This is a genomic window from Chromobacterium sp. HL1 (assembly GCF_057418835.1).
The window spans coordinates 2,783,427-2,798,851 of record NZ_CP162399.1 but is presented as its reverse complement, the minus strand read 5'-3'; the positions used below and the strand labels follow the sequence as shown (position 1 = coordinate 2,798,851).

Here is a 15,425-nt window from a genome sequence, read left to right as displayed (position 1 = left end):
AATACCTGTTGTTGATTCGCTTGGCCGAGGACAAGCAGAAGGCCGCCGCTGAACGCATGCGGCTGGCGCAAGGCCGTCTGGCAGACGCCCGTTCGCGTCAGGAGCAGCTGGACGCGTTTCGCGGCGAGTACCGGCAACGGCTGACCAGCCGCGGCGCTCAGGGCATCAGCGCTTTGCAGTATCAGGATTTCCAGCGTTTTCTCGCCCGTCTGGACGAGGCCATGGTGCAACAGCAGGGCGAGGTGGAGCGCTGCACCCAGCGTTTCTTGCTGGAGCGTCAGGCCTGGCAGCATGAATACAAAAAGCTCAAGGCCTATGAAAAACTGCTGCAGCGGGAGCAGGAGCGCGCCGCCGTGCGCGAGGCGCGGCTTCAGCAAAAGGCCAGCGACGAATTCGCCACCCGGCGTTTCTGGGACAGCACCCACGGCGAGGAGTAAGGTCTTGCTCCAAGGCCGGCGCTTGGCACGCTAGTTGCTTTATTGTCTGCGTCTTACTTGTAGAGAGTCGGCCATGACGACACCTGTGAACGCAGCCGCGGCCAATCCGGTCGGCGGCAAAGCCAATATGCCGGGCGGCAATCTGGCCACTGCCGGCGATACCGGCGCCGGCGACCTGTTCGCCAGCCTGCTGGGTCTGCAGATGAGCGCCCTGGGCAGCTCCTTCCTGCCGGGCGCCAACGCCGATCCGCTGGCGGACGCAGGCCTGGACAAGGATAAGCCGGCCAAGGGCGAGGACGGCCAGGCGCAGGCGACGCCCTTGACGGGCATGCCGCTGATGGCCGCCGCGCAGCAGCCCGCCCAGCAGCAGGCGATGACCGCGCCGCGGGCCAGCGGCGATTTGCCGACCGGCGCCAAACCGGTGGATCTCAAGCCGGACGTCGCCGCGACCCTGCCCGCCGCTCTTGGCAAGACCCGCAACCTGCCCCTGCAGGCGCAGCAAAATTTGCCGGAAGACGGCAAGGTCCTGCCGCAGTTTTTGCCGCTCCAGGGGCATGAACAGCTGGCGGTCAAGCAAACGGCGCCCACGCCGGTGTTCACCGTGCAGCAGCCGGTGACCGATCCCAATTGGGCCAAGGCGATGAGCGAGCAGGTGATGGGCATGGTCAGCCTCAAGGCCGACAAGGCGCAGATCCAGCTGAATCCGCCGCAATTGGGGCCGATCGAGGTGACGCTGAAGATGAACGGCAACGACCAGGCCCAGGTATTGTTCGCCGCGGCGGTGCCGGCCACGCGCGAAGCGCTGGAAAACAATATGCACCGTCTGTCTTCCATGTTGGCCGCCGGCGGCATTCAGCTGACCGACGCGCAAGTGTCCAGCGGACAATCCGGACAGCAACAGCAGGCGTTTCAGCGCGGACAATCGCAGCGCGAGAACGAGAGCGCCGAGCCCGAGCCGATGGATGCATTGAGCAGCATCAAGGCCGCTCGAGGCATTCTCAGCATTTTCGCCTGATCATTTGTGATAATCTCCCCTGTTCAATTGGCATCTAAAATTAGAAAATATAGTGAAGAAATCGTTTAAGATTTCACTATGAACACCCAGTGAACAGGGCAGGTATATGGCAGAAGATAAAAAAGCGGAAAAAGCAGAGAAAAAAGCAGGGGGCGGCGGCAAATTGATGCTGATCGTCATTGTGTTGCTGGTTCTGGTGTTGGCCGCGGTGGGGGGCTTGGCCGCTTACATGTTCACTAATATGAATAAACCGGCGGCGGCCGGCGAACATGCCGAGCAGACCAAGGAAAAACCCAAGAAGAAAAAAGAAGGTCCGCCGATCTTTGAAAAGCTGGACACTTTCGTGGTGAATCTGGCCGGTAACGACGGCTCTTTGCTGCAGGTGGACATGCAGGCGGAGCTGGCCGACGAGGAAGCCAAAAAGAAATTCACCGATTACGCGCCCAAGATTCGCAGCGCGCTGATCCTGCTGCTGTCGTCCAAGTCCGCGGTCGAGCTGGCGACGCCGGACGGCAAGGTGCGGCTGAAAGCCCAGGTCAAGCAGATCATCAATGAGTCGATGGACGCCGGCGAGGAGCAGCCGGTGGAAAGCGTGCTCTTCACTTCCTTCATCATCCAGAAGCAGTAAGCGGCATGGGCGACGATATTCTTTCCCAGGAAGAGGTAGATGCCCTACTCAGGGGCGTCTCCGGGGAGGATGAGGATGACAGCGGCGGCGGGGACGCGCAGGGCGTCCGCGGCTACGATATCGGCCGGCAAGAGCGCATTGTGCGCGGCCGGATGCCGACGCTGGAAATCATCAACGAGCGTTTCGCGCGCAATCTGCGCATCGGCCTGTTCAACTTCATCCGCCGCAACGCGGAAATCTCGGTTGGGCCGGTGCGGGTGCAGAAGTACAGCGAGTTCATCCGCAACCTGGTGGTGCCCACCAACCTCAACCTGGTGCACGTCAAGCCTTTGCGCGGCACCGGCCTGCTGATTTTCGACCCGGATCTGGTCTTCCTGATCGTCGACAATCTGTTCGGCAGCGACGGGCGCTACCATGTGCGGGTGGAAGGCCGTGACTTCACCCCCACCGAGCAGCGCATCATCCGCCGTTTGCTGGACGTGGTGTTCGTCGAATGCCAGAAGGCCTGGGAGCCGGTGCACCCGATCGAGTTCGTCTACCTGCGCTCTGAAATGAACACCCAGTTCGCCAACATCGCCACGCCCACCGAGGTGGTGGTGGCGATGACCTTCCATATCGAACTGGGCGCCGGAGGCGGCGATTTCCATATCTGTCTGCCGTATTCGATGGTGGAGCCCATCCGCGACATGCTGTCCAGCACCATGCAGGCGGACCGCACCGAGGTGGACAACCGCTGGGTCAACCTGATGACGCATCAGGTGCAGGCGGCGGAAGTGGAGCTGGTGGCGACCTTGGGCCAGACCAAGGTGACCTTGGGTCAGATTCTGAATTTGAAGAACGGCGACGTGGTGATGTTGGAGATTCCGGAACGGGTGGAGGCCGATGTGTCGGGCATTCCGGTGTTTGAAGCCAGCTACGGCACCGTGCAGGGGCGCTATGCGCTGAAGGTGGAGCAAGTGTTGGCCGGCGCGAATGATTTTCACGAGCCTCTGGGGGATAAAGAGTAATGAGCGAAGAAGAATTGCAAGCCGCGCAGATGGAGGCCGAAGCGGCCGCCGCCGCGGCAGCCGCTGCCGGCGGGGCCGGCGGCGAGGAAGAGATATCGATGGACGACTGGGCGGCCGCGATGGCCGAGCAGGAAGTGGTGGACGCCGCTCCCGAGGCGGTGCCGGCGCAGAACCTGTTCCAGGAACTGGGCGCGAGCACGTCCGGCGCCGGCGTGCCGCAGAATCTGGACATGATTCTGGACATCCCGGTGCAATTGACCGTGGAACTGGGCCGCACCAAGATCGCCATCCGCAACCTGCTGCAATTGGCGCAGGGCTCGGTGGTGGAGCTGGACGGCATGGCGGGCGAGCCGATGGACGTGCTGGTCAACGGCTGCCTGATCGCCCAGGGCGAGGTGGTGGTGGTCAACGACAAGTTCGGCATCCGGCTGACCGATATCATCACGCCCGCGGAGCGCATTCGCCGCCTGCAAAAATGACGAGGTCAGCCATGTTTGCGATGACGCGCCGTGCAGTGCAGGGCGCTTTTTATTTGGCGGCGTCCAGTCTGGCCGCCGCGGCCACCGTCGCGCCGCCGGCGGCCGCGCCGTCGCCGTTCATGAGTTTGCTGCAGGTCTTGTTTGGCCTGGCAGTGGTGCTGGGCGCCATCGTCGGCATGGCCTGGCTGTTCAAACGGCTGTCCGGCGGCATGCTGGGCGCGTCCAACCGCCTGAAGGTGGTGAGCGGCACCATGGTGGGGCCCAAGGAGCGCGTGGTGATCGTGGAGCTGGAGGGCGAGTGGCTGGTGCTGGGCGTGACGCCGCAGCAAGTCAATCTGCTGAGCAAGCTGCCGCGGCCGGAAGGCGCGGAAACCGAGGTCGCGCCGGCGGCGGAGCCGTTTGCGCGCTGGTTGAAGGCGGCGATGGACAAGAACCGCAAGGACAAGGCGGGGCCGCAATGAAGCGCTGTCTCCGATACGGCGCCTTGGCCTTGCTGGCGACGCCCTTGATCGCGGACGCGGCCGGCGGCCTGCCAATGATGAGCAGCACGCCGGCGGCCGGCGGCGGGCAGAATTACTCCCTCAGCCTGCAGATGTTGCTGTTCATGACCGGGCTGACCTTCATCCCGGCGATGATGCTGATGATGACGGCCTTTACCCGCATCATCATCGTGATGTCCTTGCTGCGCCAGGCGATGGGCACCATGCAGTCGCCGCCTAACCAGGTGATCGTCGGCTTGTCGCTGTTTCTGACCCTGTTCGTGATGGGGCCGACCTTCGATCAGGTCTACGCCAAGGCCTGGGTGCCGTTCTCCGACGACAAGATCACGCTGCAACAGGCGGTGGACGAGGCCAGCAAGCCGATGAAGGCCTTCATGCTGCGCCAGACCCGGGAGAAGGATCTGGCCTTCTTCATCGAGATTTCCCAATCGGAAAAGCCGCAAACCAAGGCCGACGTGTCGATGAAGACCCTGGTGCCGGCCTATGTGATCAGCGAGCTGAAAACCGCGTTTCAGATCGGCTTCATGGTGTTCATTCCCTTCCTGATAATCGATCTGGTGGTGGCCAGCATCCTGATGGCCATGGGCATGATGATGGTGTCGCCGGTGACCATCTCGCTGCCGTTCAAGCTGATGCTGTTCGTGCTGGTGGACGGCTGGACCTTGCTGATGGGCTCGCTGGTGCAGAGCTTCTATACTGGCTGAGGCGGCATGATGGCTTGTGACTGGAAACGTCGCCGGGTTGGGCCCGGCGTTTTAGGCGAGGAGCGGGCGGCATGAGTCCGGAGCTGATCATCAATATCGTGCAGAACGCGCTGTACATCCTGATCATCGTCGCGGCGCCGGTGTTGCTGGTGTCGCTGCTGGTGGGCCTGCTGGTCAGCGTGCTGCAGGCGGCGACTCAGATCAACGAGATGACGCTGACCTTCATTCCCAAGCTGCTGGCGATGTTCCTGGTGCTGGTGCTGGCCGGGCCGTGGATGTTGAACACGCTGATCGAGTACACCACGCGGCTGTTCCAGAGCATTCCGCACGTGATCGGCTGATGCTGAGCATTTCCGACGCGCAGATCAACGCGCTGGTGGCCATGTTCGTCTGGCCGTTCGCGCGCATCGTCGGCCTGCTGCTGGTGGAGCCGGTGTTCGCCTATCGCGGCGTGCCGCGCCGTTTCAAGGCCGGCTTCGCGCTGATCCTCACCGTGATGCTGGCGCCCTTGCTGCCGCCGCTGCCCGCGGTGCCGCTGGTGTCGGCTGAGGGCATCGCCATCCTGTTGCAGCAGTTGTTGATCGGCCTGGCGATGGGCTTCGTCATGCGCATCGTGATTTCCGCGGTGGAAGTGGCCGGCTTCATCATGGGTTCGCAAACCGGTCTGGGTTTCGCCATGTTCTTCGACCCGATGCACTCGGCCCAGGTGCCGGTGGTGTCGCAGCTGCTGACCCTGTTCACCTTTCTATTGTTTCTGGCCTTCGACGGCCACCAGGTGGTGCTGTCCACCCTGGTGGAAAGCTATCGGGTGCTGCCGATAGGCATGAGCATGCCGGACCAGGGCATCAAGGCGCTGGCCCTGTGGGGCGGCCATCTGATCGAGTGGGGCGTCTGGCTGGCCATGCCGGTGATCGCGGCGCTGCTGATCACCAACCTGGCGATCGGGGTGATGACCCGCGCCGCGCCGCAGTTCAACATCTTCACTTTCGGTTTTCCGCTGACTCTGATGATAGGTTTCATCAGCATCTATCTGACTTTGCCGATGATGGTGCCGGTGCTGGAGCAGATGTACCAGGCCGGTTTCGAGATGATGCTGGCCATGCTCAAGGCCAAGTAGGCGGCCGCCATTCCTGTCCAGATTCAAGTTCTGCTAAAATAAGCGCCAATTTTGACTGAAAGGTCCGCAGTGGACCGGACAACAGACAGAGGCAACTATGGCAGGTCACAGTAAATGGGCTAACATCCAGCACCGCAAAGGTCGTCAGGATGCCAAACGTGGCAAGATCTTTACCCGCTTGATCAAGGAAATCACCGTTGCGGCCAAGATGGGCGGCGGGGACACCAATATGAACCCGCGCCTGCGCCTGGCGGTGGACAAGGCCAAGGCCGAGTCCATGCCCAAGGACAATATCGAGAACGCGATCAAGCGCGGCACCGGCCAGCTGGACGGCGTCGATTACGTGGAATGCCGCTACGAGGGCTACGGCATCGGCGGCGCGGCGGTGATGGTGGACTGTCTGACCGACAATAAGACCCGCACCGTGGCCGACGTGCGCCACGCTTTCTCCAAGTACGGCGGCAATATGGGCACCGACGGCTGCGTGTCCTTCCAGTTCAGCCATTGCGGCTATCTGGTGTTCGCGCCGGGCGTGGACGAGGACGCCTTGATGGAGGCCGCGCTGGAAAGCGGGGCGGAGGACGTGGTCGCCAATGACGACGGCTCCATCGAAGTGATCACCGGTCCGTACGAGTTCTCCGACGTCAAGGACGCGCTGGAAGCCAAGGGCTTCAAGGCGGAGATGGGCGAAGTGACGATGAAGCCGCAGAACGAGACCGAACTGTCCGGCGACGACGCCGCGCGCATGCAGAAGCTGCTGGACGCGCTGGAAGACCTGGACGATGTCCAGGACGTCTACACCTCCGCGGTGCTGGACGAGTAAGACGCGGACGCGGGTAGGCCACAGGCCCCGCGGCGGCAGGAAAAAGAAAGCTCCCCCAGGGGAGCTTTTTTTGCGTCCGGGCTGCGCGGCCCGTCTGTAGTTTTGCCGCTACATTGAAGCTCGCCCGGCGTCAAGCGCCGCCGAAGGGCTTGGCGCGGACTGTTGCATTTGCTGAACAGATTGAGTTTATCGCTTCCGGCGCGTGGGCGGCTCTGCTATAAAGCGTCAGCTGATTACGTTTTAGCAATTGGCGCCGCCGGGCTAGCCGCGGCGTCGTTTGATCACGATGAGGAAACTATGACCCGGGTCCTGGTGGTGGGCAGTGTCAATATGGATCTGGTGGTGGAAGCGGAACGCTATCCACGGCTGGGTGAAACCTTGTTTGGCAAGCGCTTTGCGTCCTATCCGGGCGGCAAGGGCGCCAATCAGGCGGTGGCCGCCGCGCGGCTGGGCGCGCAGGTGAGCTTGTTGGGTTGCGTGGGCCGCGATATGTTCGGCTCCCAGCTCAAGGAGACCTTGCGGGCCGAGGGCGTGGACATCGGCCGCTTGCGCGAGGCGGATGTGGCCACCGGGCTGGCGACGATTACCCTGGCCGAAGGCGACAACGCCATCGTGGTGGTGCCCGGCGCCAACCATCAGTTGCTGCCGGAGCATCTGGATCAGGACGAACAAGCCTTCCGCGACGCCGACGTGGTGCTGGCGCAGATGGAGGTGCCGCTGGCCACGGTGGAGCGCGCGGCCGAGCTGGCGCAACGCCACGGCAAGCCCTTTTTGCTGAATCCGGCGCCGGCCCGCCCCTTGCCGTCCAGCCTGCTGGAACGGACCGCCTTGTTGACGCCGAACGAACACGAGCTGGCGCAGGCGCTGGACGAGCAGGGCGATTGGCAAACGCTGATGCGCAAACTGCCGGGACGGGTGGCGATGACGCGCGGCAAGGACGGCGCTTATTTCTGCCGCGCCGACGGCAGCCTGCATCATCAAGCCGGCTTTGTGGTGTCCGCGGTGGACACCACCGGCGCCGGCGACACCTTCAACGGCGCCTTGGCCGCGTTCTGGCCGCAGGGCCTGGAGGCGGCGATGGCCTTGGCCTGCGCCGCGGCTGCGCTGTCGGTGACGCGATCCGGCGCGCAGAGCGGCATGCCGTCGCTGGCCGCGCTGCAACAGATGCTGAAGGAACAGGCATGAAGCGGCTGGGACATCTGAACCGCGACATCGCGCGGGTATTGGCCGGCATGGGCCACACCGATAGTCTGGTGATCGCCGATTGCGGCCTGCCGATTCCGCCCGGCGTCGAATGCATAGACCTGAGCCTGCGCCTGGGCGTGCCGGAGTTTCCCAGCGTGTTGGACTCCATCCTGGCGGACTTCAAGGCGGAGCGGGCCTTGTTCGCCTCCGAATGCCTGCAGCACAGCCCGGCGGTGGAAGTGCTGGCCAACGATATGGCCGCGCACGGCGTGGCGGTGGAATACGCGCCGCACGAGGAGTTCAAGCGCCGCTGCCGCGAGGCCAAGGCGGTGATCCGCACCGGCGAATGCACGCCGTACGCCAATGTGATCCTGTATTCCGGCGTGATCTTTTGAAGGGACGGGCGATGAAGGTAAGCATGCGCGGCATCAGCAAGGCCTTTGGCCCGGTCAAGGTGCTGGAGGCGGTGGATTTCACCGTGACGGGCGGCGAAGTGCATGCCTTGATGGGCGAGAACGGCGCCGGCAAATCCACCTTGATGAAGATTCTGTCCGGCGTCCATCAGGCCGACGCCGGAGAGATCCTGCTCAACGACCGGCCGGCGACGATACGCTCCACCACCGAGGCCGAAGCCCAGGGCATCGCCATCATCCATCAGGAACTGAATTTGATTCCGCAGCTGTCGGTGATGGAAAACCTGTTTCTGGGACGCGAACGCGAGCATAGCCGCTTCGGCGTGATCCGGCGCGCCGGCATGCGGCGCGAGGCCAGCCAGATTTTGCAGCAGCTGGGCGCCGGCCAGATCGACCCGGAAGCAGAGGCCGGCAAGCTGTCCATCGGCCAGCAGCAGATGGTGGAAATCGCCAAGGCCATGTCCTTGAACGCCAAGGTGCTGATCATGGACGAGCCGACCGCGGCTTTGACCGAGCGCGAGATCGAAGCCTTGTTCGTCTTCATGGAGCAGCTCAAGCGGCGCGGCGTGGCGATTGTTTATGTGTCGCACCGGATGGAGGAAATCTTCCGCGTCTGCGACAAGATCAGCGTGCTGCGCGACGGCTGCTTCGTCGGCGAGCGTCAGATTGCCGCCACTGATTTCGACGAGGTGGTGAGGCTGATGGTGGGCCGCGAGATCGGCGACCGTTTTCCCAAGCGCGCGTCTGCGCCCGGCGCGGTGCGCCTGGAAGTGGAAGGGCTGGCCGACGATGGCCGCATCCGGGACATCGGCTTCGAGGTCCGCGCCGGCGAGGTGCTGGGCGTGGCCGGTTTGATGGGGGCGGGCCGCAGCGAGATTCTCAATGTCTTGTTCGGCGTCCGGCCGCGTCGGCAGGGGCGGGTGAGGCTGGACGGCGCGGAGCTGGACATCCGCCGGCCCGGCGACGCCATCGCCGCCGGCATCGCCTACGTGACCGAAGACCGCAAGAGCCAGGGCCTGGTGCTGGGCATGTCGGTGCGGGAGAACGCCACCCTGGTGCATCTGCGCCGCCACGCGCGGCTGGGGGTGGTGAACCGCCGTTCCGAGAACGAGGAGGCGCGACGGCTGATCGAGCAATTGCGCATCCGCACCCGCGACGCGGAACTGGACGTCAAATCCTTGTCCGGCGGCAATCAGCAAAAAGTGGTGTTCGCCAAGTGGCTGGCGGAGCCGCCCAAGCTGCTGTTGCTGGACGAGCCGACGCGCGGCGTCGACGTGGGCGGCAAGGCCGAGATTTACCACATCATCAATCAACTGGCCGCCGCCGGCGCGGCCATCGTCATGGTGTCGTCCGAATTGCCGGAAGTGATGGCGATGAGCGACCGCATCCTGGTGATACACGAGGGGCGCCGGGCCGGGCTGTTCGAGGCCGGCGCGGCGACGCAGGAAGACATCATGGCCGCGGCGGCCGGCGCGACGGCGGACTGAGCGTCGCCGCGCATTGAATATTCAGGTCGCGCCCATCGGGCGCAAGCAAGGGAAACGGTAAGCAAGATGACCCCGCAACAAAAAGCAACGCTGCAAAAACTCGGGCCTTTCATCGCCCTGCTGGCGATCTGCGCCGGCTTGTCGGTGATGAGCGCCGACTTCCTGACCATGGGCAATCTGCTCAATGTGATGCGCCAGGTCTCCATCAACGCCTTGATCGCCTTCGGCATGACCCTGGTCATCCTGCTGGGCGGCATCGATCTGTCCGTGGGTTCCATCCTGGCCTTGTCGTCGGTGCTGACCGCGATGCTGCTGCAAGCCGGCGTCGATCCGCTGCTGGCCACGCTGTTGGGCATTCTGTCCGGCGCGCTGATGGGCTGCTGCAACGGTCTGGTGATCAGCAAGGGCAAGGTGGCGCCCTTCATCGCCACGCTGGCGTCGATGACCATTCTGCGCGGCCTGTCGCTGGTGGCGTCCAACGGCAGCCCGATCACCGGCTTCGGCAGCGATATGTTCTCCATGCTGGGCGGCGGCTATGTGGCCGGCGTGGTGCCGGTGCCGGTGGTGTGGATGTTGCTGATGTTCGCCGGCTTCTGGTTCATGCTGAAGAAAACCGTTTTCGGCCGCCATGTCTACGCCACCGGCGGCAACGAGGAATCCGCGCGGCTGTCCGGCGTCAAGGTGGACCGGGTCAAGATCTGGGTCTACACCTTGTCCGGCGCGCTGTCGGCGATGGCCGGCGCGGTGCTGACCTCGCGGCTGAATTCGGCGCAGCCCACCGCCGGCGCCGGCTACGAGCTGGACGCCATCGCCGCGGTGGTGCTGGGCGGCACCAGCCTGACCGGCGGACGCGGCTGGATCGTGGGCACGCTGATCGGCGCCTTGCTGATCGGGGTATTGAACAACGGCCTTAATCTGCTGGGCGTATCGTCCTTCTATCAGCAGGTGATCAAGGGCGTGGTGATTCTGCTGGCGGTGCTGTTGGACCGCAGCGGCAAGAAGTGAGAGCAGGCCCGCCGTCGGCGGGCTCGCAGCGCAAGCGACCATTACACAAGGGGAGTTCCGATATGCAACGCTTAATCAAGCCTTTGGTTTTCAGTGTCATCGCGGCCAGTCTGATCGCCTGCACCAAGCAGGGTCCGGCCGACGGCGCCTCGTCCGGCGCCAGCGCCCCAGCCGCGGCCGCCGGCCAGCCGGTGGTGGGCCTGGCGGTGTCCACGCTGAACAATCCGTTCTTCGTCTCGCTGCGCAAGGGCGCGGAAGACGAGGCGGCCAAGGAGGGCGTGCGCCTGATCACTGTGGACGCGCAGGACGATTCCGCCAAGCAGCAGGCCAGCGTGGAGGATCTGATCCAGAAGAAGGTGAGCGTGATCCTGATCAATCCCACCGACTCCTCCGCCGTCGCCAATGTGGTGAAGGAAGCGGTGAGCAAGGGCATCAAGGTGGTGTCGCTGGATCGCAGCGTCAACGGCGCCGAAGTCAGCGCCCATATCGCCTCCGACAATGTGGCCGGCGGCAAGATGGCGGCCGACTTCCTGCTGCAGAAGCTGGGCGGCAAGGGCCGGCTGGTGGAACTGGAAGGCATCCCCGGCTCCTCCGCCGCCCGCGAGCGCGGTCAGGGCTTCCACGCGGTGGCGGACGGCAAGGCCGACGTCAAGATCGTGGCCAAGCAGCCGGCCGATTTCGACCGCGCCAAGGGCTTGTCGGTGATGGAAAACATCCTGCAGGGCAATAAGGACGTGCAGGGCGTGTTCGCCCACAACGATGAAATGGCGCTGGGCGCCTTGAAGGCGATCCAGGCCGCCGGCCTGAAGAACGTCGCGGTGGTGGGCTTCGACGCCACCGCCGACGCGGTGGCCTCGGTCAAGGCCGGCGGCCTGGCCGCCACCGTGCAGCAACAGCCGGAGCTGATCGGCCAGTACGGCGTGCAGACCGCCAAGAAGCTGATCGACGGCCAGCAGGTGGAGAAATTCATCCCGGTGCCCTTGAACCTGGTCAAGCAGTAAGCCTGAAGACCGGTCTCGCTCTGGCGATGAGGGCCGGCTTGAGGTAAGGTGGCCGGCAATCGGCGGCCCCGTCCCGCGCTTGCGCAGGCCGGGGCTGTTTTGCAATCGAGTCCGCGGCGGCATGGCGCCGCCGCATGAGGAATAGGCTGTCGATGAGCGGCTACAAGCGTTTGACCATAGACGACATCGCCGAACTGGCCGGCGTGTCGCGCACCACCGCCAGCATGGTGCTCAACGGCCATGCCGAGCGCTACCGCATTTCCCGGGCCACGGTGGAGCGGGTGGAGAAGGTGGCGCGCGAGCAGCATTTCAACCCGTCGCAGTCGGCGCGCTCCTTGCGCTCGCGGCGCAGCAACTCGGTGGGGCTGGTGATTCCCGACCTGACCAACTCCGCCCACGCGGCCTTGGCCCAGGCGATGGAGGAACTGTGCCGCCAGCGCGATTACCAGATGCTGCTGGTGACCAGCGACGAAGATCCGCGACGCGAGGCCGAGGTGATGGCGCATCTGGCGGCGCGGCAGGTGGACGCGATGATCGTGGTGCCGTGCACGCACGAGGCCAAGTCCTACCAGAAATGGGTGCGGCGGCTGCCGCTGGTCTTCGTCGACCGCCGGGTGGACGGCAGCGGCATCCCGTCGGTGGTGACCGACGGCTGCGCCAGCGTGGAGCGCCTGGTGGGCGACGCGCTGGAGCAGGGCGTGTCCGAAGTGGTGTTCTTCGGCGGCCAGCCCGAGCTGTCGCCCAGCCGCGACCGTCTGCAAGGGTATCGTCAGGCCTTGGCGCTTCACGGCGTTGAGGAAGGGCCGGGCTGGGTGTGCCATCGCGATTACCTGCGCCGTTCCGGTTTCGAACTGATGCAGCAATGGCGGCAACAGCATCAACGCCTGCCTCAGGCTTTGTTCACCGCCTCGGTGTCGCTGCTGGAGGGCGCGCTGGCCTTTCTCAATCAGCATTGTGGCCTGGCCAACGCGCCGCTGCGCCTGCTGACCTTCGACGATCACTCCTTGCTGGACTGCCTGCCGCTGCGCGTCGACGCCATCGTGCAGGACAGCCGCGAAATGGCGGCGCGCAGCCTGGACCTGGCCCTGGCTCTGCTGGAAGGGCAGACGCTGACCGAGCCGGAGGCCCTGGTGCCGGCCAGCCTGCACCGGCGCTGGCCGGATTAGGGTCTGTTGAACTATGTTTTTCCCCGGCGGAAAAACAAAGCTCAACAGACCCTGGGGTTTGCTGCCGCTTCGCCAGCCGGCGTACAATAGCCGTTTCACGATTTTCGAGCCTGAGTCACCATGATCCGTACCCGTTTCGCTCCCAGTCCCACCGGTTATCTGCATATCGGCGGCGTGCGCACCGCGCTGTTTTCCTGGGCCTACGCCCGCAAGAACGACGGCGTGTTCGTGCTGCGCATCGAGGACACCGATCTGGAGCGCTCGACGCCGGAGTCGGTGAAGGCGATTCTGGACGGCATGCACTGGGTGGGCCTGGATTACGACGAAGGCCCGTTCTACCAGACCCATCGCTTCGACCGTTACAAGGACGTGATCCGGCAGTTGCTGGACTCCGGCCACGCCTACCTGTGCTATTGCAGCAAGGAAGAGCTGGAAGCGATGCGCGCAGAGCAGGAAGCGCGCGGCGAGAAGCCGCGTTACGACCGCCGCTGGCGTCCGGAAGCCGGCAAAACCTTGCCGGCCGTCCCCGCGGACGTGACCCCGGTAGTGCGCTTCAAGACCCCGCTGGACGGCGTGGTGGCCTGGGACGACGCGGTCAAGGGCCGCATCGAGATCGCCAACCAGGAACTGGACGATCTGATCATCGCCCGTCCGGACGGCAGCCCGACCTATAACTTCTGCGTGGTGGTGGACGATTGGGACATGCAGATCACCCATGTGATCCGCGGCGACGACCACGTCAACAACACCCCGCGCCAGATCAATATCCTGAAGGCCTTGAACGCGCCGCTGCCGGTGTACGGCCATCTGCCCATGATCCTCAACGAGGACGGCCAGAAAATGTCCAAGCGCCGCGACGCGGTCAGCGTGGTGGACTACGCCGACAAGGGCATTCTGCCGGAAGCGCTGCTCAACTACCTGGCGCGCCTGGGCTGGGGCCACGGCGACGACGAGTTCTTCTCCATGGAGCAGTTCGTCGAGTGGTTCAGCCTGGAAGCGGTGAGCGCGTCCGCCAGCCGCTTCAACCATGAAAAATTCATGTGGCTGAACGCCCAGCACATCAAGAGCGCGGACAACGGCCGCCTGGCCGGACTGATCGCGCCGCGCCTGGCCGCCGCCGGCGTCGAGCTGGCCGGCGGGCCCGCCATCGAGGAGGTGATCGCCCTGGTCAAGGAGCGGGTGCAGGACCTGAACGCGCTGGCGCTGGAAGTGGATTATTTCTATCGCAAGCGCGAGGCCGCCGCGGCCGACGTGGACAAGCATCTGTCCGGCGACAGCGTGGCGCGCATGGGCCGTTTCGCCGACAAGCTGGCGGCGCTGGACGCCTGGTCCGCGGAAGGCATCCACGAGCTGTTCAAGCCTTTCTGCGCGGAAGAGGGCATCAAGATGGGCCAGTTGGGCATGCCGCTGCGCGTGCTGGTGTGCGGCACCACCCAGACGCCGTCGGTGGACGCGGTGCTGGCCTTGATCGGCAAGGACGAAGTGCTGCGTCGCCTGCGCGGCTGAGCCGGCCGTCGACGTTAAAAAACCGCCCCGCAAGCGTTGGCTTGCGGGGCGGTTTGTTTTAGGCGGCACGCCCATGCGGCGCAGGCGCGCGCCTCTTGCCAGGCCTTGAATAGATCCTCAGGCCAGCGCCGGCTCGGCGCAGACGCGCGCGCAAGTCTCAGGCGCGGGCTGGCTCATATAATGATCCAGCAACAGGCGCATGTAGCGGTGGCTTTGGCAGATGGCGTGGCGCAACTCGGCCACTTGCTGCGCGCTTGGATTTTCGCCCACCAGGGTGACGATGATTTCCAGCGCCTCCCAGGGGTGTTCGTCGTCGTAATGCGCGTGCAGCGCCAGCCATTTCATCGCCTTGGCGCGCTTTTCCTTGGGGAACTGCCGGGCGTAGTCCTCCTTGGAGCAGACGGCGGCGCACCATTCTCCGGTGGCGCCTTCGATGGCGTAATTGGTGGCCGCCATCGCCACCTCCAGCGATTCGCGCTCGCAGACCTGATGGCACCAGTGGCTGAGGCTCAGCGTTTCCAGCGCCTGGGGGTTGCGCAGCAGGCTGTCCGTGTCCACGCCGGACGCCGCGGCCCATTGCACCCAGTGGTCGGCGTGGTTCTGCTCCACCCGGATGTTGCGGATCAGGTAGCGGCGCGCCATATCATGGCCGCGATGCTGGCCGTAGCGCACTTTCAGCAGGTTTTTGGCCATGTATTGCGGAAACTGTTCGATTACCGGCCAGCCGCCGCGCAGAAAGGCCTGGTGGATGGCGGCGGGCAGCACGCCGTCGCGCATTTGCCGGAACAACTCGTGTTCCACCACCTGGCGTTTGAAGGCGTCGCAATGGCGCACCAGCTCCCGCGTCCATTCCGGATAGCTGTGGAGGTCCATCAGCGGGCCGCTCCTGACAAAACCGATCTCTTTACTCATGGTGTCCCCTTTCCTTAGAAGCAAAGCCGGGCCAAGCCGG

The 15,425-nt window shown here is 64.4% G+C and carries 18 protein-coding genes; 17 read left to right on the top strand and 1 reads right to left on the bottom strand.

Features of this window, described 5'->3' with window-relative positions:
• Positions 1–8 precede the first annotated feature (8 nt).
• From fliJ to gltX, 17 genes are all read left to right on the top strand, one after another.
• Positions 9–437, top strand: coding sequence for a flagellar export protein FliJ (gene fliJ / locus AB1Z25_RS12560; protein ID WP_227107862.1), 429 nt, complete (start codon positions 9–11; stop codon positions 435–437).
• Between the two features lie 73 nt (positions 438–510).
• Positions 511–1,452, top strand: coding sequence for a flagellar hook-length control protein FliK (locus tag AB1Z25_RS12555; protein ID WP_486635376.1), 942 nt, complete (start codon positions 511–513; stop codon positions 1,450–1,452).
• A gap of 166 nt (positions 1,453–1,618) precedes the next feature.
• Positions 1,619–2,080 (top strand): flagellar basal body-associated FliL family protein, encoded by a 462-nt coding sequence (locus AB1Z25_RS12550; protein ID WP_227107866.1) that lies wholly within the window; start codon positions 1,619–1,621, stop codon positions 2,078–2,080.
• 5 nt (positions 2,081–2,085) lie between these two features.
• Complete coding sequence (gene fliM, locus AB1Z25_RS12545; RefSeq protein ID WP_048413985.1) at positions 2,086–3,087, top strand: flagellar motor switch protein FliM; 1,002 nt, start codon at positions 2,086–2,088, stop codon at positions 3,085–3,087.
• Between the two features lie 29 nt (positions 3,088–3,116).
• Positions 3,117–3,566 carry a flagellar motor switch protein FliN gene (fliN, locus tag AB1Z25_RS12540; protein WP_048414031.1) on the top strand — a complete coding sequence of 150 codons (450 nt, stop codon included), beginning with the start codon at positions 3,117–3,119 and terminating at the stop codon, positions 3,564–3,566.
• An 11-nt stretch (positions 3,567–3,577) separates the two neighbouring features.
• Positions 3,578–4,027 (top strand): flagellar biosynthetic protein FliO, encoded by a 450-nt coding sequence (gene fliO, locus AB1Z25_RS12535; RefSeq protein WP_486635374.1) that lies wholly within the window; start codon positions 3,578–3,580, stop codon positions 4,025–4,027.
• Positions 4,024–4,770 carry a flagellar type III secretion system pore protein FliP gene (fliP, locus tag AB1Z25_RS12530; protein WP_107799658.1) on the top strand — a complete coding sequence of 249 codons (747 nt, stop codon included), beginning with the start codon at positions 4,024–4,026 and terminating at the stop codon, positions 4,768–4,770. Before fliO ends, fliP begins: the two co-directional genes overlap by 4 nt.
• Before the next feature lie 71 nt (positions 4,771–4,841).
• Positions 4,842–5,111: a flagellar biosynthesis protein FliQ gene (fliQ, locus tag AB1Z25_RS12525; RefSeq protein WP_019099986.1), complete on the top strand. Its 270-nt coding sequence runs from the start codon at positions 4,842–4,844 to the stop codon at positions 5,109–5,111.
• Positions 5,111–5,887 (top strand): flagellar biosynthetic protein FliR, encoded by a 777-nt coding sequence (gene fliR, locus AB1Z25_RS12520; protein WP_107799657.1) that lies wholly within the window; start codon positions 5,111–5,113, stop codon positions 5,885–5,887. The genes fliQ and fliR overlap by 1 nt, the downstream gene beginning before the upstream one ends.
• 97 nt (positions 5,888–5,984) lie before the next feature.
• A complete protein-coding gene (locus tag AB1Z25_RS12515; RefSeq protein WP_107799656.1) occupies positions 5,985–6,710 on the top strand; it encodes a YebC/PmpR family DNA-binding transcriptional regulator in 726 nt (241 codons plus the stop codon).
• A gap of 297 nt (positions 6,711–7,007) precedes the next feature.
• Positions 7,008–7,895, top strand: coding sequence for a ribokinase (locus AB1Z25_RS12510; RefSeq protein WP_486635373.1), 888 nt, complete (start codon positions 7,008–7,010; stop codon positions 7,893–7,895).
• Positions 7,892–8,290, top strand: coding sequence for a D-ribose pyranase (rbsD, locus tag AB1Z25_RS12505; RefSeq protein ID WP_107799654.1), 399 nt, complete (start codon positions 7,892–7,894; stop codon positions 8,288–8,290). Before AB1Z25_RS12510 ends, rbsD begins: the two co-directional genes overlap by 4 nt.
• An 11-nt stretch (positions 8,291–8,301) precedes the next feature.
• Positions 8,302–9,795, top strand: a complete 1,494-nt coding sequence (locus AB1Z25_RS12500; RefSeq protein ID WP_235088190.1) for a sugar ABC transporter ATP-binding protein — start codon at positions 8,302–8,304, stop codon at positions 9,793–9,795.
• Between the two features lie 66 nt (positions 9,796–9,861).
• The gene (locus AB1Z25_RS12495; protein WP_019099980.1) at positions 9,862–10,800 is read left to right on the top strand and encodes an ABC transporter permease; all 939 of its coding nucleotides are present in this window, start codon (positions 9,862–9,864) and stop codon (positions 10,798–10,800) included.
• A gap of 62 nt (positions 10,801–10,862) precedes the next feature.
• The gene (gene rbsB, locus AB1Z25_RS12490) at positions 10,863–11,801 is read left to right on the top strand and encodes a ribose ABC transporter substrate-binding protein RbsB (RefSeq protein ID WP_107799653.1); all 939 of its coding nucleotides are present in this window, start codon (positions 10,863–10,865) and stop codon (positions 11,799–11,801) included.
• 134 nt (positions 11,802–11,935) lie between these two features.
• The gene (locus AB1Z25_RS12485; protein ID WP_227107874.1) at positions 11,936–12,967 is read left to right on the top strand and encodes a substrate-binding domain-containing protein; all 1,032 of its coding nucleotides are present in this window, start codon (positions 11,936–11,938) and stop codon (positions 12,965–12,967) included.
• 120 nt (positions 12,968–13,087) lie between these two features.
• Complete coding sequence (gene gltX / locus AB1Z25_RS12480; protein ID WP_253314441.1) at positions 13,088–14,473, top strand: glutamate--tRNA ligase; 1,386 nt, start codon at positions 13,088–13,090, stop codon at positions 14,471–14,473.
• A gap of 117 nt (positions 14,474–14,590) precedes the next feature.
• Here the strand turns inward: gltX and AB1Z25_RS12475 are convergent, their stop codons facing one another.
• A complete protein-coding gene (locus tag AB1Z25_RS12475) occupies positions 14,591–15,385 on the bottom strand; it encodes an iron-containing redox enzyme family protein (RefSeq protein ID WP_227107878.1) in 795 nt (264 codons plus the stop codon).
• Between the last annotated feature and the right edge of the window lie 40 nt (positions 15,386–15,425).